The sequence below is a fragment of the Achromobacter spanius genome (assembly GCF_002966795.1).
Classification (GTDB): Bacteria; Pseudomonadota; Gammaproteobacteria; order Burkholderiales; family Burkholderiaceae_B; genus Achromobacter; species Achromobacter spanius_D.
Genome location: NZ_CP023270.1, coordinates 5109286 through 5134459, shown reverse-complemented (window position 1 = coordinate 5134459; position 25174 = coordinate 5109286). Strand labels below are relative to the sequence as shown.

Sequence of the window (25174 nt, the reverse complement as noted above, 5' to 3'; positions counted from 1 at the left end):
CGCCTCGCGGGCAGAGGCTGTTATTTCCGAACCCAGTGCCCCAGGCCGCTGTCGTTGTAGTACTTGATGTCAAAGCCCTGGGCCTGCCCCTTGTCCATCTTGAAGACAATGGACGCCCGCGACGCGATCATCTCGGCTTCGCCGGCGGGCGAAAACGCGAATGTGTCGCCGTCCCAGTGACGCACGGGAAAGCGCATGTCCTTGGGTCCCAGCACCAGCGTCAGCGCGCCGTAGGCTTCCTCGATCCGGGCGGGGCCGTAGTAGGGGTTGTCGAACGTGCCGGTGTACTGCGACAACGTCTTGGGCGCCGCGGGCTTGGCGGGATCGGGCTTTCCGGTCAGATCCGCCTGCGGTTCGAACAGCTTCTTCATGGCGCCGTTGTACGCCGCATACCAGTCGCGCGTGGACTTGCCGTACAGCGCCGTGTCGGTGAACGTGGCCGCCACGGCTTCCGCCGCGCCAACCGGGGCGCCATTGGTCAGTACGACGATGCCGATGCCGGCGGAGGGCACGATGCGGAAGGTGGTTCCCGTGCCCACCAGAAAGGCGCCGGAATGCCCCATCGCGGGGCGTCCGCCGGTTTCGGTGTTGACGTTGAACCCATAGCCATAGAAGCCGGAACGCGATTTCAGATCGGGCGCGGGGGCGCTGAAGGCCTGCGGCGACAGCGCGGGCAGCAGCGCGCCGGGGGCGGCCAGTGGCTTGCCCTGGTGTTGGCCATCCGCCAGCAGCAGTTTCAGCCACTGCGCCAGATCCACTACCGTGGAGGACACGCCGCCCGCGGGCGCCTGCGCATCCGCGTTGCGCTTGCCCGCCTGCACGAAACGGCCGTTCTGGTACGCGTGCAGCAAGGCGCGATTGGCGTGCGATTCGAAGTCGGCGTAGCGGTAACTGGTCGATGCCATGCCCAGCGGCTTGAAGAGCTGTTCGTCGGCCAGCTGCTCCCACGGGCGTCCCGCCGCGCGGGCGATGGCCTCGGCGCCGATCGTGGTGCTGAAGTTGGCGTAGTGGTACGACGTGCGGAACGGGGTGAGCGGCAAAAGGCGCAGGCGCGCGATGACGTCGTTGCGGGAAAAGCCCAGGTCTTCCAGATCGTCGCCCGCCGTGGGAGGCAGCCCGGTGCGGTGCGCAAAGAAGTCGCCGATGGTGGCGTGCTCGGACACATAGGCGTTGCTGAGCGCAAGGCCGGGCAGATGACGCGACGCGGGGTCGTCCCACGTGGCCTTGCGCTGGGTGATCTGGATGGCGGCCACCGTCGCCGACAGCGACTTGGAAATGGACGCGATCTGGAACACGGTGTTGGCATCCACCGGCGCTTGTTTGCCCACCTCGCGCGTGCCGTAGCCTTGCGTCAGCACCGTCTTGCCGTCGATGACAACCGCCACGGCCAGGCCCGGCACGTGGCTGCGTTCCATGATGTCCTTGATGACGCCGGGCAGGTCCGCGACGGCGCGCTCGCGGCTGCCGGCCGGAATCGTGACCGCGTCAGCCGGCGGGAAGTCGGCGGGGGTGATCGGCACGGACTGCGACCAGGCTGACGTGGCGCCGCCCAGGGCAAGAACGATCGTTGCGGTGATGCGCGTGGTTGTGCTGTGCATGTTGGCCTCAGAATCCTGCTTGGTAAGCGATGCGAATAACGCCCTGGTTCAGGCGCAAGGCCTGGTCGTGCTGGTGCGTGATCCCGGCCTGCACGATCAACCCCACGGGCGTGACGTAGGTGACTGCGCCCGATACTCCCCAATCCGTACTGTCCAACAGGCCATGCCGGGCCAATGCCTGGCCGCCGCCGGTCAGCTTGCGCACGGCGGCCGTCGCGGTGACCTGCCAGCGGTCCCGCGACAACGACACCGAGGTTACGCCATTGCCGTTGGAAACCGGCGCGCCGCGAAAGGCGCTGGAATACGTAGCCTCGTTGAACCAGTTAAGGCTCCATCCATCATTCAGCGGCCTGTCGTAACTGAGGCGCGCCGACACCGTGTTGGCGCTTTTGCCCTGATCCGGATCCAGGTGCAGCCGGCCCGCATCCACCCCGCCCGATATGCCCGGCAATCCGGGCAGGTCGCGAAAGTCGTACGAAAGGATGAACGACTTGAGCTGGTCGCTGAACATCGGCGGCTCGTCGGGGCCGAGCAGGCCGCCGTCCAGGCTGAACCTGCGGTTCATGGCGGTGTTGTCGCGCTTGAACAGCAGGGCGGCAACCGAATGCGTGCCGCGGCCCGACGTGCCCAAGGTGTAGCGTCCGCCCACGCCGATCGATCCGCGAAATTCCGAGTTCTCGTTAAAGCCCGAGTACAGGCCGTCCACCACGTGCCAGGCGTCGCCAAAGCCCAGGTCCATCTTGCCGCCGTACAGCGCGTAGTTGTCGGCGGTGTAAGCGGCGAACAGGTTGTCCAGGTTCACGCCCAGATCGGAAAACGCGTTGTCCTTGGTGTCGTTGGTGGACGAGTTGAATGTGGCCTTGGTGCGGATCGAAAACTCGCGCGTCAGTTGCAGCACCAGCGCGGCCTCGGCGGTGGGCTGCACGCTGCTCCAGTGCGAGCGGGGAAGCTGGCCGTTGTCGTCGTGCACGCCGAAAAAACCCGTGTAGCCGGTCATCAGCAGGAACCTGCCGTTCAGGCGCGGATACGACTCGTCGCCATCGGCCAGGTCGCTGTAGGGCGTGAGGAAGATCTCGGTCTTGAAGATGTCTCTTGCCTCTTGCGCCGACGCGCCGTGCGCGGCCGCGGCAAGCAGCGCCGCCGCCGCGGCCTGGCGCCGCGCCCGATGCAGACGCATCACCGCGCCAGCTCAGCCGCCAGTTCGCGCACCTGCGCATGGATGTTGTTGAACATCCCGAAATTCACGCGGCTGGCGACGACGAACACGCCCAGGTCGCGGTTGGGCGACAGCACCACGTACGACATGAAGCCGCCAATGCCGCCGCTCTTGCCCAGCAGCAGCGGCGTGCCGTTGCGCGGCAGCGTCACCACCCAGCCGAGTCCCATGCCGTCGGCGTCCGTGACCTCGGTGCCGACAACGGATTTGAGCCCGTCATACGGCAGCCACATCGTGTGCGCCAGCAGGGCGTTTTCGCGGGCCTGTCTGGCGCCATCCAGATGCCAGCGCATCCAGCGCACCATGTCGTCGGCCGTGGAATAGACGCCGGCGCTGGCGTACATGATGTCGGGCGCGACCGCGTTGGCGTCGGGCTTGTCGAAGGGATCGAGGCCCGTCATCAGGCGCTTTTTCTGTGCCTCGGTCAGCACGTTGGTGGCGTCGGTCATGCCGGCGGGCTTGAAGACCTCGTTGGCAAGCACGGTCGAGTAGTCCGCGCCGCCCGCCTTGGCCAGCGCGTCGCCCAGCAGGCCATAGCCCAGGTTGGAGTACAGCGTGGTGGTGCCCGGCGCATAGGCCGGCTTGTGGCTGCCCATCCACTTCCAGTAGTAGGCCCGATCGAAGGCGGCGAAGGGATTATCGGAGGGCTTGGCGTCAGGGTTGGGCAGTTCGCGCGGCAGGCCGGCGGAATGCGTCGCCAGGTCCAGCAGCGTGATCGGGCGGCCGTTCGCGTCGACCTTGGCGTTCTCGGGCGCGTATTTGGAGAGGGGATCGGTCAGCTTGAGCTTGCCCTGGGCCGCCAGCGACGCCAGCACGTCGCCCGCGAACACCTTGGACACCGACGCGATCCGGAAGATGGACTGGCCGTCGGGTTCGACGCCGCTGCCCGGCGCGGTTTCGCCGTAACCCTGGACCACCACGTCGTTGCCACGGACCGCCGCGATGATGAGGCCCGGCGCGCCGCCGTTCAGATACAGCTGCATGCCGGCCATGGACACGGCATCCTGCAAGGCCAGGTCGGCGGCCTGGGCCGGGGCTGCACCCAGCACGCAGGCGGCGCTCAAGGCAAGTACGGGGATGCGCGGGAGAAGGCGGGACGTCAGCATGCGGATCTCTCTGAAGGGGCGAGGAACGGGTGTCCCTGCGCATGCCGCGATGATCCCAAAATCCCGGTGCGCAGCCACCAGTGCCAGGACGAAACAACATCCCGGCGTGATGAATGGCATATTGGCCGGTGTTTCTACTGGCGTTTCTGCCGGCGGTTCGGGTTCAGATTCCCATGCGTTCGCGCAGCGGCTTGCGGTACGCGCGGGACACCGGCCACGTGTCGTCCACGGCCCGCATGCGGATCTGCCACCGGTGGACGCTTCTGCGGTCCACGTCCATGACATGCAACGCGTTTGCAATGGCGGTGCGGTGAACGCGAAAGAAGGTCTTCCCGGGCAACAGCGTGGACCAGACGCCGAGCGCGCGCGAGTCCAGCACCATCGAGCCGTCGTCCAGCCAGATCTCGCTGTAGTTGCCGGCCGAGCGCACGCCCACGATGGCTTCGGGCTGGACGCCGCGGACCACGCCGCGCATGGTCAGGTAGACGACGGATGCTGCCGGGTTGCCCAGCGGCGCCCGCGTGCGGCCGCTTCCGTACTTGGCTTGTCCGATCAGGTTGGCGCATTGGTACAGCGCGCCGACCTCGCTGGCGGACCAGCGCCGGTGCCGCGCGGTGGTGTCGAAACCGATGATGCCTTGCAGCTTGCCCTCATGGCAGACCGGCACGCTGAGCACGCTCTTGTTGCCCTGACGCTGGAATTCGGTCTGGATGGCGCGCGCGGTGCGCGGCAGGTCGTTGACGTCGTGGATGGCGACTGCCTGGCCCTTGACCATGAACCGGTGCAGCCAGGCGATCAGCGTGGTCGGCACGTCCTGCAGTTCGGCGACGAACGGTTCGGTCTGGCCGCGGCACCATTCATGGGTATTGCGCAGCCGCAGCATGTCGGGGCGGTACTCGATCATCCACGCCCGGTCGATGTCCGAGGTCTCGCCCATGTAGGCAAGCTGCGCCGAGATCGCATCGTCCGCGGGCAGCTTGAGCAGGCTCATCGCGCAGTGATAGAGCCAGTCCGATGTCGGGTTGGCGTGGAGCAGGGTGACGGGGTGAGTCTGGTACTGGCCAACATCATCCTTCACGGGCGGTTCCTTCTGAGGCGGCAGGGCGCTTCGGGACGCGCTGTCGAACGCGCGCGGCTCGGCGGGATTTTCCTACCGGCGGCGCGGTCTGACAACCGGCTGTTGCGATCGGGCGCGCAGCCAGGTGTCTGACACCTTCTCAAGTCGCAGTGGGCGTGCCCGTCGATTCACGTTCGACAATCCGGAATCCCACGTCGATGACGGGCTCTGGCGGAGCCTCGCCGCGGCAGCGCGTCATCAGCACGCGCGCGGCCTGGGTGCCGATGTCTGCGCCGTCGATCTGCACGGTGGTCAGCGACGGCGCCAGGTGCGCGGCGAAGTCGGCCCCGCCGAATCCACAGACCGCCAGATCCTGCGGCACGCGCAGGCCGCGCACGCGCGCCTCGGTCAGCACGCCTTCGGCCAGCGCATCGGCGCTACAGAAGATCGCCTGCAGGCCGGGCGACTTGTCGAACAGTTCGGCGGCGGCGCGACGGCCGGACGCCACGTTGCTGGGCGCTGGAACGATCGCCGTGGGCACGTCGTGCCCCAGGGTTTCCAGAAAGCCCGCGCGGCGCACGGCGGCGCGCTGGTCGTCGCCGGTGGCCAGGCCCACGTTGCGCCATCCCTTGGACAGGAAGAATTCGGCGACGGCGCTGCCCACCTGCCGATGCGAGAAGCCGACCAGCATGTCGAGGGGGCGCTCGGTCAGGTCCCAGGTCTCGACCACCGGAATGCCGATCTCGCGCAGGCGGTGCGCGGCGGGGATGTCGCTCAACAGGCCGGCCACGACCACGCCATCGACGCGCCGCCCGGCCATGGCGTTGAGCAAGGCTTCCTCGCGGCCGCGGTCATAGCCCATCTGCCCGAGGATGAGCTGGTAGCCCTCGCGATCGAGTTCGGCAGTCAGCGCTTCAATGGTGGGCAGGAACTGCGGGACCGAGATGATGGGCACCAGCGCGGCGACCGTGCGGCTGCGCCGCGACTTCAGGCCGCCCGCCAGCAAATTGGGGATGTACCCCGTTTCCGTGACGGCCTGCTGGACCCGCGCGATGGTGGCCTCGGACACGCGGCCCGGATTGCCAAGGGCGCGGGAAGCGGTGATGAGCGACACGCCGGCAGCGCGGGCGACGTCATGCAGGGTGATGGATTTGGGCTTCATGGAACTGGGGGAGTGCGGGTTTGTACGGATCGCGTGCTGGCTTGCCGCGCATTTTGGACAACGTTATCATGAACGTCAGCTGCAACGTTTTTCTCACGCCGTCAGCCAGGCTCCGCATACCGGCGCTTTTTATTTGGCTACAAATGACAACGTTGTCCATGCGTCTGATTTGTGTGTTTTTTTTGTCGCGCAAGTCGTCATAGATATCTGGAGAATCCCATGACCGCCACTTCCAACGCCGACCGCATCGCCTGGTTGCGTATCTCGTCGTGCTATCTGCCGCTGGCCACCCCGATCAGCGACGCCAAGGTGCTGACCGGCCGGCAAAAGCCGATGACCGAGGTCGCGATGCTGTTTGTTGAGGTGCAGACCGAAAACGGCGACGAGGGCATCGGCCTTAGCTATTCCAAGCGCGCCGGGGGCCCGGGGCAGTTTGCCCACGCCAAGGAAATCGCGCCCGTCCTGATCGGCGAAGATCCCAGCGACATCGGCCGGCTCTGGACCAAGCTGTGCTGGGCCGGCGCGTCGGTGGGCCGCAGCGGCCTGTCGACCCAGGCCATCGCCGCCTTCGACGTGGCGCTGTACGACCTGAAGGCCCGCCGCGCCAACCTGCCGCTTGCCAAGCTGCTGGGCGCCTATCGCGATTCGGTCGCTTGCTACAACACGTCGGGCGGCTTTCTGCACACGCCGCTCGAGCAACTGCTGGTCAACGCCAGCGCGTCGCGCGAACGCGGCATTGGCGGCATCAAGCTGAAGGTCGGCCAGCCCGACCGGCAACTGGACATCCGGCGTGTCGAAGCCGTGCGCAAGCACCTGGGCGACGACGTGCCGCTGATGGTCGATGCCAATCAGCAATGGGACCGCCCGACGGCGCAGCGCATGTGCCGCATCTTTGAACAGTTCAATCTGGTGTGGATCGAAGAGCCGCTGGACGCCTACGACCACGAAGGCCACGCCGCGCTTGCCGCGCAGTTCGACACGCCGATCGCCACCGGCGAAATGCTGACGAGCGCGGCCGAACACAGCGAGCTGATCCGCCACCGCGCCGCCGACTACGTGCAGCCGGACGCCCCGCGCGTGGGCGGCATCACGCCGTTCCTGAAGATCCTGTCGCAAGCGGAACAGGCCGGCGCGATGCTGGCGCCGCACTTTGCGATGGAACTGCACGTGCACCTGGCCGCCGCCTATCCGACCGAACCGTGGGTCGAACACTTCGACTGGCTGGAACCGCTGTTCAACGAGCGGCTGGAGATCCGCGACGGCCGCATGCTGGTGCCGACCCGTCCGGGCCTGGGTATTTCGCTCAGCGATCAGGCGCGCGCGTGGACGCGCGATTCGGTCGAGGTCGGCAAGCCCTCTGGAAGAAGGTAATCGACGTGGGCAAGATCACGGCGAATTGATCGCACGGCCCCCCGGCCGAACGTCAGGCAAGCAATCGTTCAGCCGGCGTGCGTGGCCCTGATCGAGATTGCGCGCCCCCATGAGCCAAGGTAACGTCGCACCGCGGGCATTCGCCCGCGGGTCGACGTTCAGGGGTTTGCATTGGGGACTTTCACTGTAGTCATGGCGATGCTGGTCGCCGTCCTGTTCAGCGGCGTGCTGGTCCGCATGATGCCGTTGGCCGTTCCGCTGCCATTCGTGCAGATCGGTCTGGGTTTCGTGATCGCGGCCGTGTTTCAGCGTGGCGTGCTGATCGAACCCGAGATCTTCTTTCTGTTGTTCCTGCCGCCCCTGCTGTTCCTGGATGGATGGCGGATATCGAAGCTGGCGGTGCTGCGCGAGTCCTCCTCCATCATCCAGCTCGCGTTCGGTCTCGTGATCCTGACAGTCATCGGCGTCGGATATTTGATCCACTGGATGATTCCCGACGTCCCTTTGCCCGTGGCGTTCGCCATCGCGGCCATCGTGTCGCCGACGGACCCGGTGGCGGTCGAAGCGATTTCGCGGCGCGTCCACATCCCGCGCCGCATGATGGCCATCCTGGAAGGCGAGGCGCTGTTCAACGACGCCAGCGGCCTGGTGGCGTTTCGCTTTGCGGTTGCGGCGGCGGCGACCGGCACTTTTTCGCTGGCGCAGGCCACGATGTCTTTCTTCTGGGTTGCCATTGCCGGCCTGTCGATCGGGGCAGGGCTGACGTGGCTGATCATGCAATTGCGGACCATATACACGCGCCGGGTGGGCGAAGAGCCGGGGTCCGAGGTGTTGCTCAGCCTGCTGACGCCTTTCTTCGTCTACTTCGTGGCCGAGCACGCCAACGCCTCGGGCATCCTGGCAGCGGTATCGGCCGGCGTCATGATGAGCTATTCCGAACTGTCGGGCCGCGCGCTCGCGGCGACTCGCATGGAGCGCAGGGCCGTGTGGAACACCGTGCAGTTCACGCTGAACGGCATGATCTTCGTGTTGCTGGGTGAGCAGTTCCCCACGATCTTCGCCGGCCTGGCCGCCGCCGCGAAAGAGGCGGGCGGCCAATCCCTTTGGTGGTTGCCCGTGTATGGATTGGCCGTCTGCCTGGGCCTGGTGCTGTGCCGGCTGCTGTGGGTGACCGTGTCGCTCAAGCTGAGCGCGATGGCGGCCCGCCGCCGCGGCGCCGAGCCGCCCGAGGTCGGTGCGCGGGTGATCCTGGCCGTCTCCGTGGCGGGCGTGCGCGGCGCGGTGACGCTGGCCGGGGTGATGACGCTTCCCTTTGCGCTGGACAGCGGCGCGCCGTTTCCGGCGCGCGATCTGGCGGTGTCGCTGGCGGCCATGGTCATCGTGTTTTCGCTGTTGCTGGCCAGCGTGGCCTTGCCCCCCTTGATGCGCGGACTGCATTTTGCGCCGAACAGCCGGACCCAGCGCGAGGCATCGCTCGCACAGGACGCCATGTTGCGCGCGGCGCTCGATAGCGTCGCGGCCGGCGCAAGGCGCCGGGGCGCGGAGAATCCGGAAAACGCCGCGCTGTACCTGGAAGTGGCGGAGAACCTGAGCGGCGCGTTGCGGCGGCAGTCGGGCGAGGCGGCGGGCGTGGCCGACGCCGAGCTCCTGGGCAGGCAGATCGCCATCGAGCGCGAGCTGAGACTCGAAGCCATTGCCGCTTCCCGCGAGGCGGTTTTTCATCTGGCCCGCACGCATCGCATCTCGGATTCGCTGGCGCGCGAGCAGGGCCGGCTGCTGGACCTGCATGAAGCGCATCTGCGGTAGCGCGGCTCTGCGCGCCGGCAGCGTTTGGTTTTCCGGGTAGACCCGAAAAGTATCGAGAAGCGCGAGTGGTATAGCTGGGCGACGGCCGATTATTTATGCTTTAAAGGTATCAATTCGGATTTTCAAAGTATTGGACGCGAAAAGTCGCGGGGTCTTATAAACGCCTCGTGACCATCCCTTATTCAACGCCGTCCATGTCCGCAGCCACCATCGAACGCATCGAAACCTGTCTCGTCGACCTTCCCACCATCCGTCCGCACAAGCTGTCGGTGGCCACGATGTATGGCCAGACGCTCATGCTGGTGAAGGTGTATTGCAGCGACGGCGTGGTGGGGATCGGCGAGGGCACCACCATTGCCGGTATGGCGTACGGGCCGGAAAGCCCCGAGGCCATGAAGCTGTCGATCGACGCGTATTTCGCGCCCGCCATGATCGGCCAGGACGCCACGCGCGTGCAGGCGCTGATGGCGCACCTGGGCAAGCTCGTCAAGGTGAACCACTTTGCCAAGAGCGCGCTGGAAACCGCGCTGCTGGATGCGCATGGCAAGCGCCTGGGTGTGCCCGTCAGCGAACTGCTGGGCGGCCGGCGCCGGGATCGTGTGCCGGTGGCCTGGACGTTGGCCTCGGGCGACACGGATCGCGACATTGCCGAGGCCGAGCAGATGCTGCAAGAGCGCCGCCATCGCATCTTCAAACTGAAGATCGGCGCGCGTGACCCGAAGGTGGACATTGCCCACGTGGCCGCCATCAAGCGCGCGCTGGGCGACCGCGGCGCGGTGCGCGTGGACGTGAACATGGCGTGGAGCGAGACGCAGGCGGCGTGGGCGATTCCCGCGTTGGCGGATGCCGGTTGCGAGCTGGTGGAGCAGCCCGTGGCGAGCGCCGCGGCGCTGGCGCGGCTGATGCGTCGGTTTCCGGTGGCGTTGATGGCCGATGAGGTGTTGCAGGGCCCGGACACGGCGTTCGAGATCGCGCGCCAGCATGGCGCGGATGTCTTTGCCATCAAGATCGAGCAGAATGGCGGCCTTTTTGCGGCGCAGCGCGTGGCGGCGATTGCCGATGCGGCGGGCATCGAACTCTATGGCGGCACGATGCTGGAAGGCGCGGTCAGCACGGTCGCGTCGGCGCACCTGTTTGCCAGCTTTGCGCATCTGCAATGGGGCACGGAGCTGTTCGGCCCCTTGCTGATCACCGAGGAAATCCTGGCGCAGCCGCTGGACTACAGCGACTTCGAATTGACCGTGCCCGCCGGCCCGGGGCTCGGCATCGAGCTCGACGACGCCCGCGTCAAGCGCTTTACGCGCGACGGGCTGATCAAGGTCACCGACAAAAGACACTGAGAAAGCATGGCGCTGCGGCGGCAGGCAGGGCCGCATCGCCCATACCCACACACCATACCCATACAAACAGACACCCCCTGGAGACAGACATGAGCCTCGACGTATTCAACACCCCGGAAGTGCAGGACCTGCTGAAGGCCGCGACCAACATTGCAGGCAGCGAGGGCAACCCGCGTTTCAAGCAGATCCTGAACCGCCTGTTGAGCGATCTTTTCAAGGCCATCGACGACCTGGACATCACGCCCGACGAGGTGTGGGCCGGCGTCAACTACCTCAACCAGCTCGGTCGCGACGGCGAGGCCGCGCTGCTGGCCGCCGGGCTGGGGCTGGAAAAATTCCTGGACGTGCGCATGGACCACGAGGACAAGCTGGCCGGCCTGGACGGCGGCACGCCGCGCACCATCGAAGGCCCGCTGTACGTCGCGGGCGCGCCCGTCCAGGACGGCGCTGCCCGCATCGATCTCGATCCGGATACCGATGCCGGCCCGCTGGTGATCCGCGGCGTTGTGCGCGATACCAGCGGCGCGCCGCTGGCCAATGCGGTGGTGGAGTGCTGGCACGCCAACTCCAAGGGCTTCTACTCGCACTTCGACCCGACGGGCGCGCAGACCGATTTCAACCTGCGCGGCGCGGTCCGTACCGACTCGGAAGGCAAGTATGAGTTCCGCACGCTGATGCCCGTCGGCTACGGCTGTCCGCCGCAGGGCGCCACGCAGCAGCTGCTGGACGCGCTGGGCCGCCACGGCAACCGCCCGGCGCACGTGCACCTGTTTGTCAGCGCCGACCAGCAACGCAAGCTGACGACGCAATTCAACATCGAGGGCGATCCCCTCATCTGGGACGATTTCGCTTACGCCACCCGCGAAGCGCTGATCCCGCCGGTGACCGACAAGACGGGCGGCGCCGAGCTGGGCCTGAAGACCGACGCGTACAAGGAAATCGAATTCGACGTCGTGCTGACCGGCCTGCTGCAAGGCAAGGACAACCAGGTCGTCAATCGCCTGCGCGCTTCCGCCCAGGCCTGAACCCGGCAGGCATCGCCACCGCGCGATGCCGCGCAACACCGAAGCCCCCTCGGATCAGGACCGCATCTGGCAAGGCGAGATGTACACGGACTGCCTGGCCGGCACGCCCATGCATCGCATGGGCAGCATGGAAGAGGTGGCGTCGGCGATCTGCTTTCTGGCGGCGCCGGAGGCGTCATACATCACGGGGCAGGTGATGTATGTGGCGGGGGAGGCATGTGGGGTGAGGATGGGGGGACGGGAGGCTCGGCCGCCCGGACATTCAATACGCGGCAAGCCAGGTACCAGCACAGCGCGCAGAACATGTTGTAAGGCAAGAACACCAGCCACAGAGGCAATAGCCAGTTGCTTTTTCCTTGCGTTTCGTTCGGTTGGCCATTGCGCCAAGGGACGTAATGGCGCCAGGCTTCGGCCGGAGTCAGGTAGATGCGGTGTTCTGGTGCGAGCCACCAGTTGGATTCTGCAGGGTTGGGTAGCTTGTTGGGACCTTCGTCCATGAACAACCGAATGAACTCCCATACTTGAGCGACGTGCAACACGTTCGGATCTGCCGGTTCGTTGCTTTCGGTTGACACGAACAGTGACTCTGGCCTTTTTGCTGTCATTTCGGGGTTAACCGATTCAACTGGCATTTTCATTATTAGCGAATACGTCACGAGCACTCCTGTCCCCGTGAACTCTGGTTTCGACAGCATGCCGGCAATGACAGCGTTCCATGTGCCGGATATCACCCTCCCGCGATCGCTGTAGCTGACGCGCTGATCGAATCTGGAAAAAATTATGTCGGATCTCGTTTTTATAAAGCGAACGCTCAGCGCGAGCATCAAGACGAAGAAAAATACAGGCAAGAGTAAACAGAGAATCAGCGAATACTCCATAACCGCATACTCGACGAATACGGCGAGTAAATAGCCTGTCAACCCGGAAACTGTCACGACCAGGCCCGCAGCATATAGCTTGCCCGACGATGCGGATCCGACGGTCCATGGGTTTCGAATACGCAAATAGGCGTTGTCGATACTGACGAGCTGGTCGCCAATTGCAGGCTGAACGCCAGCACTATCCTTGCTCGTCCATATCCAGTCAGTTGCCATAGGTAGTGCGTAGTCCTTCAACGAAAGGGGGGCTTGGACGGGACCGCCGCTTCCTCTCGCTTGCCCGTCACGCGCATTACTCCATACCGACCTACCGTCGCATATCAGACGAAAACTATTTTTCCCGGCGCTGTATCCCGATACGTGGGTACTGCCAGATCGGCTGGCTGGATTTGCGACGGCAACCCCGCTCACGCAAAAAAAAAGGCCGCTGGCTCATTGCCAGCGGCCTTTTCTGTGTGCGGCCGCCCGATAGTGGGGGCGCGCGACGTTTATGCCGCGCGGGCGAGCGGCGCGGCGCCGATGCGGCTCAGGGAGCCGGAAAACGGGCCGGTGCGCGGGCGAGACTGCGGTTGGGGTTCGTGGATCAGGCCGCGCACGGCTTTGAGCACGTCGTCCGGGCTGGCCGGCTTTCGCATCAGCATCGCTCGGCCCGCGCAGGCTTCCAGGATTTCGTGTTCCGGGCGGCCGCTCAGCACCAGCACCGGCGTTTCATGCAGATAGGCGTTATCCCGCATGGCGGTCAGGAGGGCGGCGCCGTCCATGCCGGGCATGGACAGATCGGTGATCACGAGGTCGGGGCGCAGGTCGATCATCTGCTGCAGCGCGGTCAGTCCGTCGGTGTGCGTCGTGACGTCATAGCCTTCGCTGCTCAGGAACTCGCTCATCAGGGCGACCAACGTGGGCTGGTCGTCCACCAAAAGGATTTTCGTCATTTTTATTTGGTGCCGCTGTCGGCAGGAATTCGGTTGTCTGCGCCGCAGGCTGTTCGCAGCCTCAAGCTGGGTCAAGCGCGCCGGCTAAGGGCGGGCCGCGCGCGAAAAGGCGGTCAGCAGATCGGGAAGCCGAATCCTAGGGCATGCCGCCGCCGCGTTGGTGTAGTAGTTGTATCCATACGCAACCTGGAAGGGCTCATACCTGTATAGTTCGCCAGTGCGAAGGATGGTCCGCAGGCTTCTCCGTCCCTATAATTCTTCGCACTCCGCCTAGCGCACTCCGCGCGCTTTCCCTGAATTGGTAAATCGATCTCATGCTGAAATCGCCGCAGCCGGCCAGTCGTCTGGCCTTTCCTCGCACTTTGATGGCCGGATTCATCCTGGCCGCGGTGGCCACCCTGGTCATCGCCTTTGTCAACGTTCGCTCGGCGGACACTCGCACGCGTGCCGTCCAGTCGATGGACCGCGCCACGGAGTCGCTGCGTCAGCTCAGCCTGTTCAATTCGGCCCTGAAAGACGCTGAGATCGGCCAAAGGGGTTACTTGCTGACGGGCGACACCGCCTATCTGGAGCCCTATGTGCGCTCGGTGCCGCTCATCGAGCAGCGCCTGGCCGTCGTGCAGGAATTCTCGCAGCAGGACGCCACGCAGCGCCGGATTGCGAATGACATCGCGGGCATCACGAAGCAAAAGCTTACGGAGTTGAACAACACCATCGAAATGCGCCGCGCGGGCGACGTCCAAGGCGCGCTGGCGGTGGTGCGGACCGATTCGGGCAAGGAGGCGATGGACCGGCTTCGTGATCTCGTCGGCGATCTCTATACGTCACAGATGAGCCGGGTCGAGCAGGAGCGCGACGCCTGGAGCGAAGCGGCCACGACCTCGACCTACTATTCCTGGGGCGGCGCCCTGGTGCTGCTGGTCCTGATCTTTGCCTCGGCCCTCATGACCATCCGCGAGTACCGCACCAAGGCGCGGCAGGCCTGGGTGACGACGGGCCTGTCGGGCCTGAGCCTGCGGCTGCGGGGCGACCACCGGTTGGACGAGATCGGCAAGCGCGCCCTGGACTACCTGGCCGAATACCTGAATGCCAGCGTCGGCGCGGGCTACGTGGTCAATGGCGAAGAACTCGAGCTGTTCGGCGGCTATGCGGTGCCGCCCGAAAGGTTGCCCCAGAAGATTCCCTCGGCGCAGGGCCTGGTCGGCCAGGCGGCCGTGTCGCGCAAGCTGCTGCACGTGCGCAACGTGCCCGCCGGCCACCTGGAAGTCTCGTCCGCCACGGGCCGCTCGAATCCGGTCGAGCTGGTGGTGGCGCCCGCCATGCAATACGAGCGCGTGTACGCCGTGATCGAGCTGGGCTTCAACCATCCGGTCAGCGAGGGCGAACGCAGCCTGCTCGAAGGCGCATCGGAAATGCTGGCGTCCGCGATCCGCGCCGGCATGGATCGCACGCGGCTGGAGTCGCTGCTGGCGGAAACGCAGCGCCAGTCCGAAGAACTGCAGACCCAGCAGGAAGAGCTGCGCGTCAGCAACGAGGAACTGGAGCAGCAGAGCCGCATCCTGCAGGAATCGCAGGCGCGCATGGAACTGCAGCAGACCGAGCTGGAGCAGACCAACGTCAATCTGGAATCGCAGACCGAACAGTTGCTGCGGGTGCAAAGCGCGCTGACCGACAAGGCGCGGCTGCTGACGCAGGCCAGCCAGTACAAGAGCGAATTCCTGGCCAACATGAGCCACGAGCTGCGCACGCCGCTCAATTCCACGCTGATCCTGGCCAAGCTGCTGTCCGACAACAAGCCGGGCAACCTGTCCGCCGAGCAGGTGAAGTACGCCCAGACCATTCATGCGGCCGGACGCGACCTGCTGGCGCTGATCAACGACATCCTGGATCTGGCCAAGATCGAGGCAGGCCAGGCGACGGTCGAGGTCGACGACGTGGCCGTGACCCCGGCGCTGCAGCGGCTGCTGGAACCGCTGCGGCCGCTGGCCCAGGAAAAGGGCCTGTCGCTGGAACTGGACATCGCGCGCGACGTGCCGGACACGCTGCGGACCGATCCGCAGCGGCTGGGCCAGGTGCTCAAGAACCTGCTGTCCAATGCGATCAAGTTCACCGAGCAGGGTTTCGTGGCACTGCGCGTGACGCGCGCGCCGGGCCGCATGCTGGCGTTTGCGGTGCACGACACCGGCATCGGCGTGGCCGCCGACCAGCACGAACTGATTTTCGAGGCATTCCGTCAGGCCGACGGCAGCTCGCACCGCAAGCACGGCGGCACCGGGCTGGGCCTGTCGATTTCGCGCGATCTGGCCAAGCTGCTGGGCGGCACGCTGTCGCTGGTCAGCACGCCGGGGCAGGGCAGCGTGTTCACGCTGCTGCTGCCGATGAACCTGCTGGTCGTGTCCACCACGCCGGCGCCGCGCGAGCGCACCGATGCTCCTGTCACGCTGGCGGGCCCGGCCGACGCGATTGCCGCGCCGCCCGTCGCGCGCACGGAACCGGCCGCGCTGTCCAAGCCCGCCGAGCAGGAACAGGGCGAGACCTTTGCCCGAACCATCCTCGTCATCGAGGACGACGAACGCTTCGCCGGCATCCTGGCCGATCTGGCGCATGAGATGGGCTTTGGCTGCCTGGCCGCGCACACTGCGACCGATGGCCTGGCGCTGGCGGCCCAGCGGCGGCCCGATGCCATCGTGCTGGACGTGAACCTGCCCGACTTCTCCGGCCTGGGCGTGCTGGATCAGCTCAAGCGCAATCCGAACACCCGCCACATTCCGGTGCACATCGTGTCGGTGGCCGACTACGCGCAAGAGGCGCTGGTGCGGGGGGCGGTGGGCTATGCGCTCAAGCCGGTCAAGCGCGAGGAACTGGTCCACGCGCTGCAGCGCCTGGAAGCCAAGTTCACGCAGAACGTGCGGCGCGTGCTGGTCGTCGAGGACGACGACCGCCAACGCGACAGCGTGCGCGAACTGCTGGCGCGCGACGACGTCGAGATCGTGCCCGCGGCCAATGCCGGCGACGCCTTGGCGCTGCTGCGCGACACCACCTATGACTGCGTGGTGATGGACCTGAACCTGCCCGACATGAGCGGCTACGAACTCCTGCGCGAAATGGCCGATCAGGACAGCGTGTCGTTCCCGCCCGTGATCGTGTACACCGGCCGCGCGCTGTCGCGCGACGAGGAGCAGCAACTGCGCCGATTCTCCAAGTCGATCATCATCAAGGACGCGCGCTCGCCGGAGCGCCTGCTGGACGAGGTGACGCTCTTCCTGCACCAGGTGGAGGCCGAACTGCCGCCGCAGCAGCGCCAGATGCTGGAGCTGGCGCGCAGCCGCGATACCACGCTGGAGGGCCGCACGGTGCTGGTGGTGGAAGACGACGTGCGCAACGTGTTTGCGCTGTCCAGCATCCTGGAGCCCACCGGCCTGCACGTGGAGATTGCGCGCAACGGACGCGAGGCGCTGGAGGCCCTGGGCCGCGCCGGCGTCAACGGCAACCGCGTCGTCGACCTGGTGCTGATGGACATCATGATGCCGGAGATGGATGGCTACACTGCCATGCGCGAGATCCGCGCGCGGCCCGAGTGGCGCCGCCTGCCCATCATCGCCCTGACGGCCAAGGCCATGAAGGACGATCAGGAAAAGTGCCTGGCCGCCGGCGCCAACGACTACATCGCCAAGCCGCTGGACGTCGAGCGCCTGCTGTCGCTCGTACGCGTCTGGATGCGCAAATAGGCCCGACCGGATCAAGACACAGCGATCACGCCCATGCCCACTCAGAACAAGGCGCATATCGAAGACATCGAGCAGCGGTTGCTGCTCGATGCGATCTATCACCGGTACCACTACGACTTTCGGGAGTATGCGCAGGCCTCGCTGAAACGCCGCCTGCGCACCGCGCTGGGCGAATTCAACTGCAAGACGCTGTCGCAGCTTCAGGACCGCGTGCTGCATGAACCCGCCGTGTTCACGGGTCTGTTGCAGTACCTGACGGTCCAGGTCAGCGACATGTTCCGCGATCCCAGCTATTTCCTGGCGCTGCGCAACGAGGTGGTGCCGATCCTGCGCACCTATCCCTCGATCAAGGTGTGGGTGGCCGGGTGCAGCACGGGCGAGGAAGTCTATTCGATGGCGATCCTGCTGCACGAAGAAGGGCTGCTGGACCGGGCGCTGATCTACGCCACCGACATCAATCCGCATGCGCTGCGCGCGGCCGAACAAGGCGTTTTCGACCTGGACCGCGCGGCTGCCTTCACGGCCAACCATGCGCAGGCCGGCGGCCGCAATTCGCTGTCGCACTACTACTCGGCGCGGTATGGCCGGGTGGTGTTCGACAAGGCGCTGCGTGAGCACATGGTGTTCTCCGACCACAGCCTGTCGACCGACAGCGTGTTTGCGGAAGTGCATCTGGTGTCGTGCCGCAACGTGCTCATCTACTTCGAGCGCGATCTGCAGGACCGGGCGCTGGGCCTCTTTCACGATGCGCTGGTCCATCGCGGCTTTCTGGGCCTGGGGTCCAAGGAATCGGTGCGATTCACGGCGCAGGCCGATGGCTTCGACGAATTCGTGATCGCCGACCGCATTTACCGTAAGAAGGCCGACCTGTGACGCCGGGCGTGCCAGATCAGCCGGGTGATGTGCCGGGTGCCGACGCACCGGGGGCCGACGCACCGGGGGCCGACGCACCGGGGGCCGATGCACCGGGGGCCGATGCACCGGGCGCCGACGCCGTGGACAGCGCCTGGGACGCGATCGTCATCGGCGGTTCCTCGGGCGCCATCGACGCCTTGAGCATTCTGCTGCCCGCGCTTCCCGCAGGCCTGCAGGCGGCCGTGATCGTGGTGCTGCACCTGCCCGCCGACCGCCGCAGCCTGTTGAGCGACATCTTCAGCTATCGCTGTGCCTTGCCCGTGCAGGAAGCGCAGGACCAGCAGCCGATACAGCCGGGGCACGTGTATTTCGGGCCGCCCGGCTACCACCTGCTGGTGGACCGGGGGCCGCGCCTGGCGCTGTCGATCGATCCGCCGGTGCATTTTTCACGGCCGTCCATTGACGTGCTGTTCCAGTCCGCCGCCGATTGCTACGGCGAGCGGCTGCTTGGCGTGTTGCTGTCCGGGGCGAATGAGGATGGGGCCGAAGGCCTGGCCGCCATTCATGCCGCCGGCGGCCACGCGCTGGTGCAGGCGCCGGCGTCGGCCGCGGTATCCGCGATGCCCGATGCCGCCCTGGCCCTGGTTCCGGCGGCAAGGGCGCTCACGCCCGACGAGATTGCCGCCGTGTTCGCGCAGTTGCCCACAACGCCGCTGCCCTGAAACCCAAACGCATTGACACCATGATCCCGACATCAGCCCCTTCCCACGACGACCGCATCAAGTGCCTGCTGGTTGACGACGTTCCGGAAAATCTGATTGCGCTCGAGGCGCTGCTGGCCAGCGACCGTGTCGAGGTGCTGAAGGCCCAGTCCGGCCCGCAGGCGCTGGAGCTGCTGCTGCGCCACGGCGACGTCGCGCTGGCCCTGCTGGATGTGCAGATGCCCGACATGAACGGCTTTGAATTGGCCGAGCTGATCCGCGGCAGCGAGCGCACGCGCCACATTCCGCTGATCTTCATCACCGCCGGCTCGCGCGAACAGAACTGGCAGTTTCGCGGCTACGAGAGCGGCGCGGTGGACTTTCTGTACAAACCCGTCGACCCGTACATGCTGCGCACGAAGGCCAACGTGTTCTTCGAGCTGCACGAGCGCAAGCGCGCGCTGGCGCAGCAGCTGGAAGAGCGCACGGAAGCGCTGCGGGTCAACGAGATGTTCATGGCGGTGCTGAGCCACGATCTGCGCACGCCCCTGCAGGCCATCATCATGGGCGCCACCGTGCTGCAGCGCCAGGGCGACGACGAACGCGTGTCGAGCCTGGCGCGGCGCATGCTGCAGAGCAGTGAGCGCATGTCGTGCCTGATCGAAGACCTGCTGGATGTGACGCGTATCCGCCAGGCGGGCGGGCTGACGCTGGCCCCCACCGAACTGGACATGGGGGCGCTGGTCGAGCGCACGCTGGACGAGGTGCGCACGGGCTTTCCCGAGCGCCAGGTGGAGTCGCATTGCCGCGGCGACGCAGCCGGCGCATGGGACGGCCCGCGCATTTCGCAGGTGATCGCGAATCTCGTCGGCAACGCCTTGCACCATGGCAGCAAGACCGCCCCGGTGCGCGTCGAGGTCAATGGCGAGGACGCCGGCGAGGTGGTCGTCACCGTTTCCAATGGCGGCACGATTCCGCCAGAGCTGCTGCCACACCTCTTCAACCCGTTCCGCAGCGGCGCGCGCCGGCCCGGCGGGCATCACGGGCTGGGTTTGGGGCTCTTCATTGCGCAGCAGATCGTGGCGTCGCACGGCGGCTGCATCAGCGCCGATTCGCGCGACGACGTGACAAGCTTCCGGGTGGCCCTGCCGCGGCAGGCGGCGGCGGCTGACACGCCGGTGATCGGACGGTCCCTCGGCAACGCCTCGCCGGCATAAACGGGGGCGGGGCCGACGCTGGGTCCCTCTTGCGGCCGGCGTGACGCTCAGCCCGGTTCGACGCGACGCCCGGCGGTCATCAGGTCTTCGGGCGTATCCACATCGGCGCACACGCCAGCGTCATCAACGGCGAGCTCGGTCACGCCGTATCGGGCCACCACGGCCCGCGCGCCCACATCGCCCGTCAGTACCGCCAGCGCCGGCCAGATCGTCCGCTGAAAGGCCACCGGATGGCCGCGCTGGCCGTTCCATACCGGCGCCACGATCGCGTGCTGGCGCGACGCCGCTGCCACCCGCAGGCACGTGTCCGGGCGAATCCAGGGCATGTCGCCCAGCGCCACCAGGCAAGCGTCAATGCCGTGATCCGCCGTCCGCATGACGTGGCGCACAGCGGTGGCCAGGCTGTCGCCCATGCCGTCGGCGCCGGGATCGGCCATCACCACGTCGCACCCTGCCTGTGCCAGCAGCGCCGCAGCGCGGTCGTTGTCCGGGCGGGTGATTGCCACGATGTGCGACACAGCGGCTCGCAGCAATGCCACGGCGGCCACCAGCACGGGCGTGCCGTCAGGCAGCAGCGCAAGCAGCTTGTCCTGCCCCGCAGCCGCGCCGGCGTAGCGGCGGCCGCGTCCGGCAGCAAGCAGGATGCCCACGCAGCGCGCGCGGCTGGCGTTGTCCGGATTGGTTTCGAGATCGAACATTTTCTTGTCAGGAAGACATGGCGGCCGGGCTAGCCGGGTGACTATCATCGGATGAGGTGGACGATCTTATCGGGAAAAGCCAGCCACGGGCCACGCCGGCCAGGAACACCATTTGCTGGTTGCGGGCGATAAATGGCAGGCCGCGGCCCGCCGGACGTTTCAAAGGAGTTCCCCCTTGGAAAATTCCATAGGCATCAAGATATCCCGGCGCAATCTGCTGAAGGCGGGCGCCGCTTCCGCCACCGCCATCGGGACGACCGCCATGTCCGCCACCCAGCACGCCACACCGGCGCAAGGCCTGACCGCATCGGTCACGCTGAATGTGAACGGCAAGTCCCACGAAATGTCCGTGGATCCGCGCACCAGCCTGCTGGACGCGCTGCGCGAGCACCTGCGCATGACCGGCACCAAGAAGGGCTGCGACCATGGCCAATGCGGCGCCTGTACGGTGCTGCTGGACGGCAGGCGCATCAACGCCTGTCTGACGCTGGCCATCATGCACGATGGCCAGCAGATCACCACGATCGAGGGGCTGGGCACGCCGGGCGCGTTGCATCCGCTGCAGGCCGCGTTCGTCAAGCATGACGGGTATCAGTGCGGCTACTGCACGCCGGGGCAGATCTGTTCGGCGGTCGGCATGCTGGACGAGGCTGCAAGCGGGATGCCCAGCCATGTCACCGCGTCGCTGAACGAACGCCCGCTGCTGACCCCCGACGAAATCCGCGAACGCATGAGCGGCAACATCTGCCGCTGCGGGGCGTATGCCAACATCCTGGACGCCATCGAGGATGTGGCGGAGGGCAAGGCATGAGACCCTTCACGTACGAGCGTCCCCGCACCGACGCCGAGGCAGCTGCCAGTGCCGCGCGCGAGCCGCGCACGCGGTTCATCGCGGGCGGCACCAACCTGCTGGACCTGATGAAGATCGAGGTCGAAACGCCTGCGCATCTGGTGGACGTCAACGGCCTGGATCTGGACCGGATCGAGCCGACCGGCGACGGCGGGCTGCGCATCGGCGCGCTGGTGCGCAATGCGGATCTTGCCGCCGACGAGACCGTGCGCCGCGATTACGAGGTGCTGGCGCGCGCGCTGCTGGCCGGGGCGTCGGCGCAGATCCGCAACCGCGCGACGACGGCGGGCAATCTGCTGCAACGCACGCGCTGCCCGTATTTCTACGACACCAATCAGCCCTGCAACAAGCGCGTGCCCGGCAGCGGCTGCTCCGCGATTGGCGGGGTGTCACGCCAACTGGCTGTGATCGGCGCCAGCGATGCCTGCATCGCCACGCATCCCAGCGACATGGCCGTGGCCATGCGCCTGCTGGACGCAACGGTCGAGACCGTGCGTCCCGATGCCACGCGGCGCGTGATTCCCATTGCCGACTTCCACCGGCTGCCCGGCAATACGCCGCACATCGAGACCAATCTGGAAGCCGGAGAGTTGATCACCGCGGTGGTGTTGCCCAAACCCTTGGGCGGCAAGCATATCTACCGCAAGGTGCGGGACCGCGCGTCGTTCGCCTTCGCGCTGGTGGCGGTGGCCGCCGTGGTGCAGGTGGACGGCACCGGCCGCGTGGCACTGGGCGGTGTGGCGCCCAAGCCGTGGCGCATGGAGGCGGCGGACGCGCATCTGCCGGACGGCGCCGCGCGTGTGACCGACGCGCTGCTGGCCGACGCCAAGCCCACGCCGGACAACGGCTTCAAACTGACGCTGGCCCGGCGCGCGCTCGGCTCAGTCTTGACGGAAGCGAGGGCGTGAAGCAATGAAATTCGATACTCCCGCGACACAGAACCCCATCGACCAGCTTAAGGTCGTCGGCCAGCCCGTCGATCGCATCGACGGTCCGCTCAAGACCAGCGGGCAGGCCGCCTACGCCTACGAACACCACGATGTCGCGCCGAATCCCGCCGTCGGCTACGTGGTGGGCGCGGCGATAGCCAAGGGCGCCATCACGGCGATCGACATCGAGTCGGCGCGCATCGCCCCGGGCGTGCTGGCCATCGTGACCGCGCAGAACGCTGGCAAGCTGGGCAAGGGCAAGATGAACACGGCCACGCTGCTGGGCGGCCCGGAGATCCAGCACTATCACCAGGCGATAGCGTTGGTGGTGGCGAATACGTTCGAGCAGGCGCGCGCGGCCGCCAAGCTCATTCGCGTGCAATATGCCCGCAAGCACGGCGCGTTCGACCTGGCGGCGCAGAAGCGGGACCACGGCGAGTCCGGCAAGCACATCCCGAAGACGGATGCGGGCGACTTCGACGCCGCGTTTGCGGCGGCGCCGGTCACGGTCGATCACACCTACACGACGCCCGACCAATCGCACGCCATGATGGAGCCGCACGCATCGCTCGCGGTCTGGAAGGGGGACAAGCTTACGCTGTGGACCTCTAACCAGATGATCGCGTGGGGGCGGTCCGACGTGGCCCGGACGCTGGGCATCCCGAAAGAAAATGTGCGGCTGATCTCGCCCTACATCGGCGGCGGCTTCGGCGGCAAGCTGTTCGTGCGGGCGGACGCTTTGCTGGCGGCGCTGGGCGCGCGCGCCGCGGGCCGGCCGGTCAAGGTCGCGTTGCCGCGCCCGCTGATCATCAACAACACGACGCACCGGCCCGCCACGATCCAGCGCATCCGGCTGGGCGCGGGGCGCGACGGCAGGCTGACAGCGATCTCGCACGAAAGCTGGTCAGGCGATCTGCCGGACGGCCAGCCCGAAGAGGCCGTGCAGCAGACCAAGCTGCTGTACGCGGGCGCCAATCAGCGCACCGCGCTGAACCTGATGACGCTGGATCTGCCCGAAGGCAATGCGATGCGCGCGCCCGGCGAAGCGCCCGGCATGATGGCGCTGGAGATCGCGATCGACGAGATGGCGCTGGCGCTGGACATGGATCCCGTGGCGTTTCGGGTGCTCAACGATACGCAGGTCGATCCCACCGATCCGTCGCGGCCGTTCTCGCAGCGGCGTTTCGTCGAATGCCTGCAGACGGGCGCCCGGCATTTCGGCTGGGACCAGCGCGATCCCAAGCCTGGCGCGCGGCGCGAAGGGCGTTGGCTTATCGGGCTGGGCGTGGCCAGCGCCTTTCGCAACAACCTGGTGATGAAGTCAGCCGCACGCGTGCGGCTGGACGCAGCGGGCCGCGTCATCGTCGAGACCGACATGACCGACATCGGCACGGGCAGCTATACGATCATCGCGCAGACCGCCGCCGAGATGCTGGGCGTGCCGCTTTCCCGCGTGGTGGTGCGGCTGGGCGATTCGGCGTTTCCCGTGTCCGCGGGCTCGGGCGGGCAGTGGGGCGCGAACAGCTCCACGGCGGGCGTGTATGCCGCCTGCGAAAAGCTGCGGACGCTGGTCGTGGAGCGATTGGGATTCGACCCGAAAGGCGCGGTGTTCGCCAACGGCGCGGTCACGGATGCCAGCGGGCGTAGCGCGCCGCTGACGCGCGCGGTGTCGGGCGGCGAGCTCATCGGGGAAGACACGATCGAGTTCGGCGACCTGGACAAGAAATTCCAGCAGTCCACATTCGGCGCGCACTTCGTGGAAGTGGCCGTGGATGCCGCCACCGGCGAGACCCGCGTGCGCCGCATGCTGGCCGTCTGCGCTGCGGGCCGCATCCTCAACCCGAAGACGGCGCGCAGCCAGGTTATCGGCGCCATGACCATGGGCGTGGGCGCGGCGTTGATGGAGGAGTTGGCGGTAGACCATCGCGCGGGCTTTTTCGTCAATCACGACCTGGCAAGCTACGAGGTCCCCGTCCATGCCGACATTCCGCGCCAGGAGGTGATCTTTCTGGACGAAGACGATCCGGTGTCGTCGCCGATGAAGGCGAAGGGCGTCGGTGAGCTGGGCCTGTGCGGCGTGGCGGCGGCGATTGCCAATGCCGTGTACAACGCGACCGGCGTGCGCGTCCGGGATTATCCCGTGACGCTGGACAAGCTGTTGGCGCAGATGCCCTTAGACGCGTGATGCCGTTAGACGTGTGATGCCGTTCCTCGCGTGATGCCGTGCCGCCATGCGCTATGCTGGCGCGATGACGAAACACGACTATCAAGACACGCTGCGCCGCATCCTGGACGCGCACACGGCGCCCGCACTGCAAACGCTGGCCGGCATGTTCGCGCGGTTGCCCGAGAAGGCGCGCGAAATCCAGTTCGGCATCTTTCCCGACCAGGGCGGCGAGGGGACCTTCTCGGTGGTGATCGGCCTGGAAGGGCCGGATCTGTATGTGCTCAACAAGGCCATCGAGGGCTACCGCGATCTCTTTGACGTCGTGCACGGCGAAGAAGGATTGGAGCCGCCGGTGCCCATGTTCTCCAGCGAGCCGGCGTTCTGCGTGCAGGACGCGGTTGCCGACGTGGCAGCCGAATGGGTCGAAACGCTATGGGAGCAGGGTGGCCGCCTCGTGTCGCCCTTGCCGGCGATGGTGTACGCCCATGACGATTACGGCACGGATCTGCCGCGCGCATTGCCAGGGGCATAAGCGGGT

Annotated in this window: 20 protein-coding genes and 1 pseudogene; 13 read left to right on the top strand and 8 right to left on the bottom strand. The window is 66.5% G+C overall.

Annotated elements, in window-relative coordinates:
• Positions 1-20 precede the first annotated feature (20 nt).
• The 5 genes from CLM73_RS23315 to CLM73_RS23295 form a co-directional block, all read right to left on the bottom strand.
• Positions 21-1598, bottom strand: a complete 1578-nt coding sequence (locus CLM73_RS23315) for a serine hydrolase (RefSeq protein WP_105240443.1) — start codon at positions 1596-1598, stop codon at positions 21-23.
• 7 nt (positions 1599-1605) lie between these two features.
• The gene (locus tag CLM73_RS23310) at positions 1606-2775 is read right to left on the bottom strand and encodes a hypothetical protein (RefSeq protein WP_105240442.1); all 1170 of its coding nucleotides are present in this window, start codon (positions 2773-2775) and stop codon (positions 1606-1608) included.
• Positions 2775-3920, bottom strand: a complete 1146-nt coding sequence (gene ampH, locus CLM73_RS23305) for a D-alanyl-D-alanine-carboxypeptidase/endopeptidase AmpH (RefSeq protein ID WP_105240441.1) — start codon at positions 3918-3920, stop codon at positions 2775-2777. Before ampH ends, CLM73_RS23310 begins: the two co-directional genes overlap by 1 nt.
• 163 nt (positions 3921-4083) lie before the next feature.
• Positions 4084-4998 carry a GAF domain-containing DNA-binding protein gene (locus CLM73_RS23300; protein WP_234015722.1) on the bottom strand — a complete coding sequence of 305 codons (915 nt, stop codon included), beginning with the start codon at positions 4996-4998 and terminating at the stop codon, positions 4084-4086.
• Positions 4999-5137: 139 nt separating this feature from the next.
• Positions 5138-6139, bottom strand: a complete 1002-nt coding sequence (locus tag CLM73_RS23295; protein WP_105240440.1) for a LacI family DNA-binding transcriptional regulator — start codon at positions 6137-6139, stop codon at positions 5138-5140.
• A gap of 219 nt (positions 6140-6358) precedes the next feature.
• Between CLM73_RS23295 and CLM73_RS23290 the strand changes: the two genes are divergently transcribed.
• The 5 genes and pseudogenes from CLM73_RS23290 to CLM73_RS29360 form a co-directional block, all read left to right on the top strand.
• The gene (locus CLM73_RS23290) at positions 6359-7510 is read left to right on the top strand and encodes an L-talarate/galactarate dehydratase (RefSeq protein ID WP_105240439.1); all 1152 of its coding nucleotides are present in this window, start codon (positions 6359-6361) and stop codon (positions 7508-7510) included.
• Between the two features lie 171 nt (positions 7511-7681).
• Positions 7682-9316: a Na+/H+ antiporter gene (locus CLM73_RS23285; RefSeq protein ID WP_105240438.1), complete on the top strand. Its 1635-nt coding sequence runs from the start codon at positions 7682-7684 to the stop codon at positions 9314-9316.
• Between the two features lie 194 nt (positions 9317-9510).
• The gene (locus CLM73_RS23280) at positions 9511-10656 is read left to right on the top strand and encodes a muconate/chloromuconate family cycloisomerase (protein WP_105240437.1); all 1146 of its coding nucleotides are present in this window, start codon (positions 9511-9513) and stop codon (positions 10654-10656) included.
• 89 nt (positions 10657-10745) lie between these two features.
• Positions 10746-11681: a catechol 1,2-dioxygenase gene (gene catA / locus CLM73_RS23275; RefSeq protein ID WP_105240436.1), complete on the top strand. Its 936-nt coding sequence runs from the start codon at positions 10746-10748 to the stop codon at positions 11679-11681.
• A gap of 25 nt (positions 11682-11706) precedes the next feature.
• Positions 11707-11829 (top strand): annotated as a pseudogene (locus CLM73_RS29360) (1,6-dihydroxycyclohexa-2,4-diene-1-carboxylate dehydrogenase); the annotation flags it as partial.
• 34 nt (positions 11830-11863) lie between these two features.
• On the opposite strand, the gene CLM73_RS29025 reads toward CLM73_RS29360, so the two are convergent.
• Positions 11864-12775 (bottom strand): hypothetical protein, encoded by a 912-nt coding sequence (locus CLM73_RS29025; protein ID WP_158685918.1) that lies wholly within the window; start codon positions 12773-12775, stop codon positions 11864-11866.
• Between the two features lie 272 nt (positions 12776-13047).
• The gene (locus CLM73_RS23265; RefSeq protein ID WP_234015721.1) at positions 13048-13491 is read right to left on the bottom strand and encodes a response regulator; all 444 of its coding nucleotides are present in this window, start codon (positions 13489-13491) and stop codon (positions 13048-13050) included.
• A gap of 314 nt (positions 13492-13805) precedes the next feature.
• On the opposite strand from CLM73_RS23265, the gene CLM73_RS23260 reads away from it, so the two are divergent.
• The 4 genes from CLM73_RS23260 to CLM73_RS23245 all read left to right on the top strand — a co-directional run bounded on the left by CLM73_RS23260 (position 13806) and on the right by CLM73_RS23245 (position 19992).
• A complete protein-coding gene (locus CLM73_RS23260) occupies positions 13806-17219 on the top strand; it encodes a response regulator (protein WP_105240434.1) in 3414 nt (1137 codons plus the stop codon).
• Between the two features lie 33 nt (positions 17220-17252).
• A complete protein-coding gene (locus CLM73_RS23255) occupies positions 17253-18092 on the top strand; it encodes a CheR family methyltransferase (protein WP_105240433.1) in 840 nt (279 codons plus the stop codon).
• A 122-nt stretch (positions 18093-18214) separates the two neighbouring features.
• Positions 18215-18796 carry a chemotaxis protein CheB gene (locus CLM73_RS23250; protein ID WP_199778356.1) on the top strand — a complete coding sequence of 194 codons (582 nt, stop codon included), beginning with the start codon at positions 18215-18217 and terminating at the stop codon, positions 18794-18796.
• A gap of 20 nt (positions 18797-18816) precedes the next feature.
• Positions 18817-19992: a hybrid sensor histidine kinase/response regulator gene (locus tag CLM73_RS23245; protein ID WP_105240432.1), complete on the top strand. Its 1176-nt coding sequence runs from the start codon at positions 18817-18819 to the stop codon at positions 19990-19992.
• Positions 19993-20039: 47 nt separating this feature from the next.
• On the opposite strand, the gene CLM73_RS23240 is transcribed toward CLM73_RS23245, so the two are convergent.
• Positions 20040-20690, bottom strand: a complete 651-nt coding sequence (locus CLM73_RS23240) for a nucleotidyltransferase family protein (RefSeq protein WP_105240431.1) — start codon at positions 20688-20690, stop codon at positions 20040-20042.
• Positions 20691-20865: 175 nt separating this feature from the next.
• On the opposite strand from CLM73_RS23240, the gene paoA reads away from it, so the two are divergent.
• From paoA to CLM73_RS23220, 4 genes are all read left to right on the top strand, one after another.
• The gene (gene paoA, locus CLM73_RS23235) at positions 20866-21501 is read left to right on the top strand and encodes an aldehyde dehydrogenase iron-sulfur subunit PaoA (protein ID WP_105240430.1); all 636 of its coding nucleotides are present in this window, start codon (positions 20866-20868) and stop codon (positions 21499-21501) included.
• Positions 21498-22448, top strand: a complete 951-nt coding sequence (locus CLM73_RS23230) for an FAD binding domain-containing protein (RefSeq protein WP_105240429.1) — start codon at positions 21498-21500, stop codon at positions 22446-22448. Before paoA ends, CLM73_RS23230 begins: the two co-directional genes overlap by 4 nt.
• 4 nt (positions 22449-22452) lie before the next feature.
• Entirely contained in the window at positions 22453-24654 is a 2202-nt protein-coding gene (gene paoC / locus CLM73_RS23225; protein ID WP_105240428.1) for an aldehyde oxidoreductase molybdenum-binding subunit PaoC, read from the top strand.
• A 64-nt stretch (positions 24655-24718) separates the two neighbouring features.
• Positions 24719-25168, top strand: a complete 450-nt coding sequence (locus CLM73_RS23220) for a DUF6389 family protein (RefSeq protein ID WP_105241685.1) — start codon at positions 24719-24721, stop codon at positions 25166-25168.
• The last annotated feature ends 6 nt before the right edge of the window (positions 25169-25174 follow it).

What these genes read in the sequence shown, in the direction of transcription:
- CLM73_RS23315 (WP_105240443.1), bottom strand. Translation starts at nt 1,598, where the DNA reads ATGCACAGCACAACCACGCGCATCACCGCAACGATCGTTCTTGCCCTG.
- CLM73_RS23310 (WP_105240442.1), bottom strand. Translation starts at nt 2,775, where the DNA reads ATGCGTCTGCATCGGGCGCGGCGCCAGGCCGCGGCGGCGGCGCTGCTT.
- ampH (WP_105240441.1), bottom strand. Translation starts at nt 3,920, where the DNA reads ATGCTGACGTCCCGCCTTCTCCCGCGCATCCCCGTACTTGCCTTGAGC.
- CLM73_RS23295 (WP_105240440.1), bottom strand. Translation starts at nt 6,139, where the DNA reads ATGAAGCCCAAATCCATCACCCTGCATGACGTCGCCCGCGCTGCCGGC.
- CLM73_RS23290 (WP_105240439.1), top strand. Translation starts at nt 6,359, where the DNA reads ATGACCGCCACTTCCAACGCCGACCGCATCGCCTGGTTGCGTATCTCG.
- CLM73_RS23280 (WP_105240437.1), top strand. Translation starts at nt 9,511, where the DNA reads ATGTCCGCAGCCACCATCGAACGCATCGAAACCTGTCTCGTCGACCTT.
- catA (WP_105240436.1), top strand. Translation starts at nt 10,746, where the DNA reads ATGAGCCTCGACGTATTCAACACCCCGGAAGTGCAGGACCTGCTGAAG.
- CLM73_RS29025 (WP_158685918.1), bottom strand. Translation starts at nt 12,775, where the DNA reads ATGGCAACTGACTGGATATGGACGAGCAAGGATAGTGCTGGCGTTCAG.
- CLM73_RS23265 (WP_234015721.1), bottom strand. Translation starts at nt 13,491, where the DNA reads ATGACGAAAATCCTTTTGGTGGACGACCAGCCCACGTTGGTCGCCCTG.
- CLM73_RS23260 (WP_105240434.1), top strand. Translation starts at nt 13,806, where the DNA reads ATGCTGAAATCGCCGCAGCCGGCCAGTCGTCTGGCCTTTCCTCGCACT.
- CLM73_RS23255 (WP_105240433.1), top strand. Translation starts at nt 17,253, where the DNA reads ATGCCCACTCAGAACAAGGCGCATATCGAAGACATCGAGCAGCGGTTG.
- CLM73_RS23245 (WP_105240432.1), top strand. Translation starts at nt 18,817, where the DNA reads ATGATCCCGACATCAGCCCCTTCCCACGACGACCGCATCAAGTGCCTG.
- CLM73_RS23240 (WP_105240431.1), bottom strand. Translation starts at nt 20,690, where the DNA reads ATGTTCGATCTCGAAACCAATCCGGACAACGCCAGCCGCGCGCGCTGC.
- CLM73_RS23230 (WP_105240429.1), top strand. Translation starts at nt 21,498, where the DNA reads ATGAGACCCTTCACGTACGAGCGTCCCCGCACCGACGCCGAGGCAGCT.
- paoC (WP_105240428.1), top strand. Translation starts at nt 22,453, where the DNA reads ATGAAATTCGATACTCCCGCGACACAGAACCCCATCGACCAGCTTAAG.
- CLM73_RS23220 (WP_105241685.1), top strand. Translation starts at nt 24,719, where the DNA reads ATGACGAAACACGACTATCAAGACACGCTGCGCCGCATCCTGGACGCG.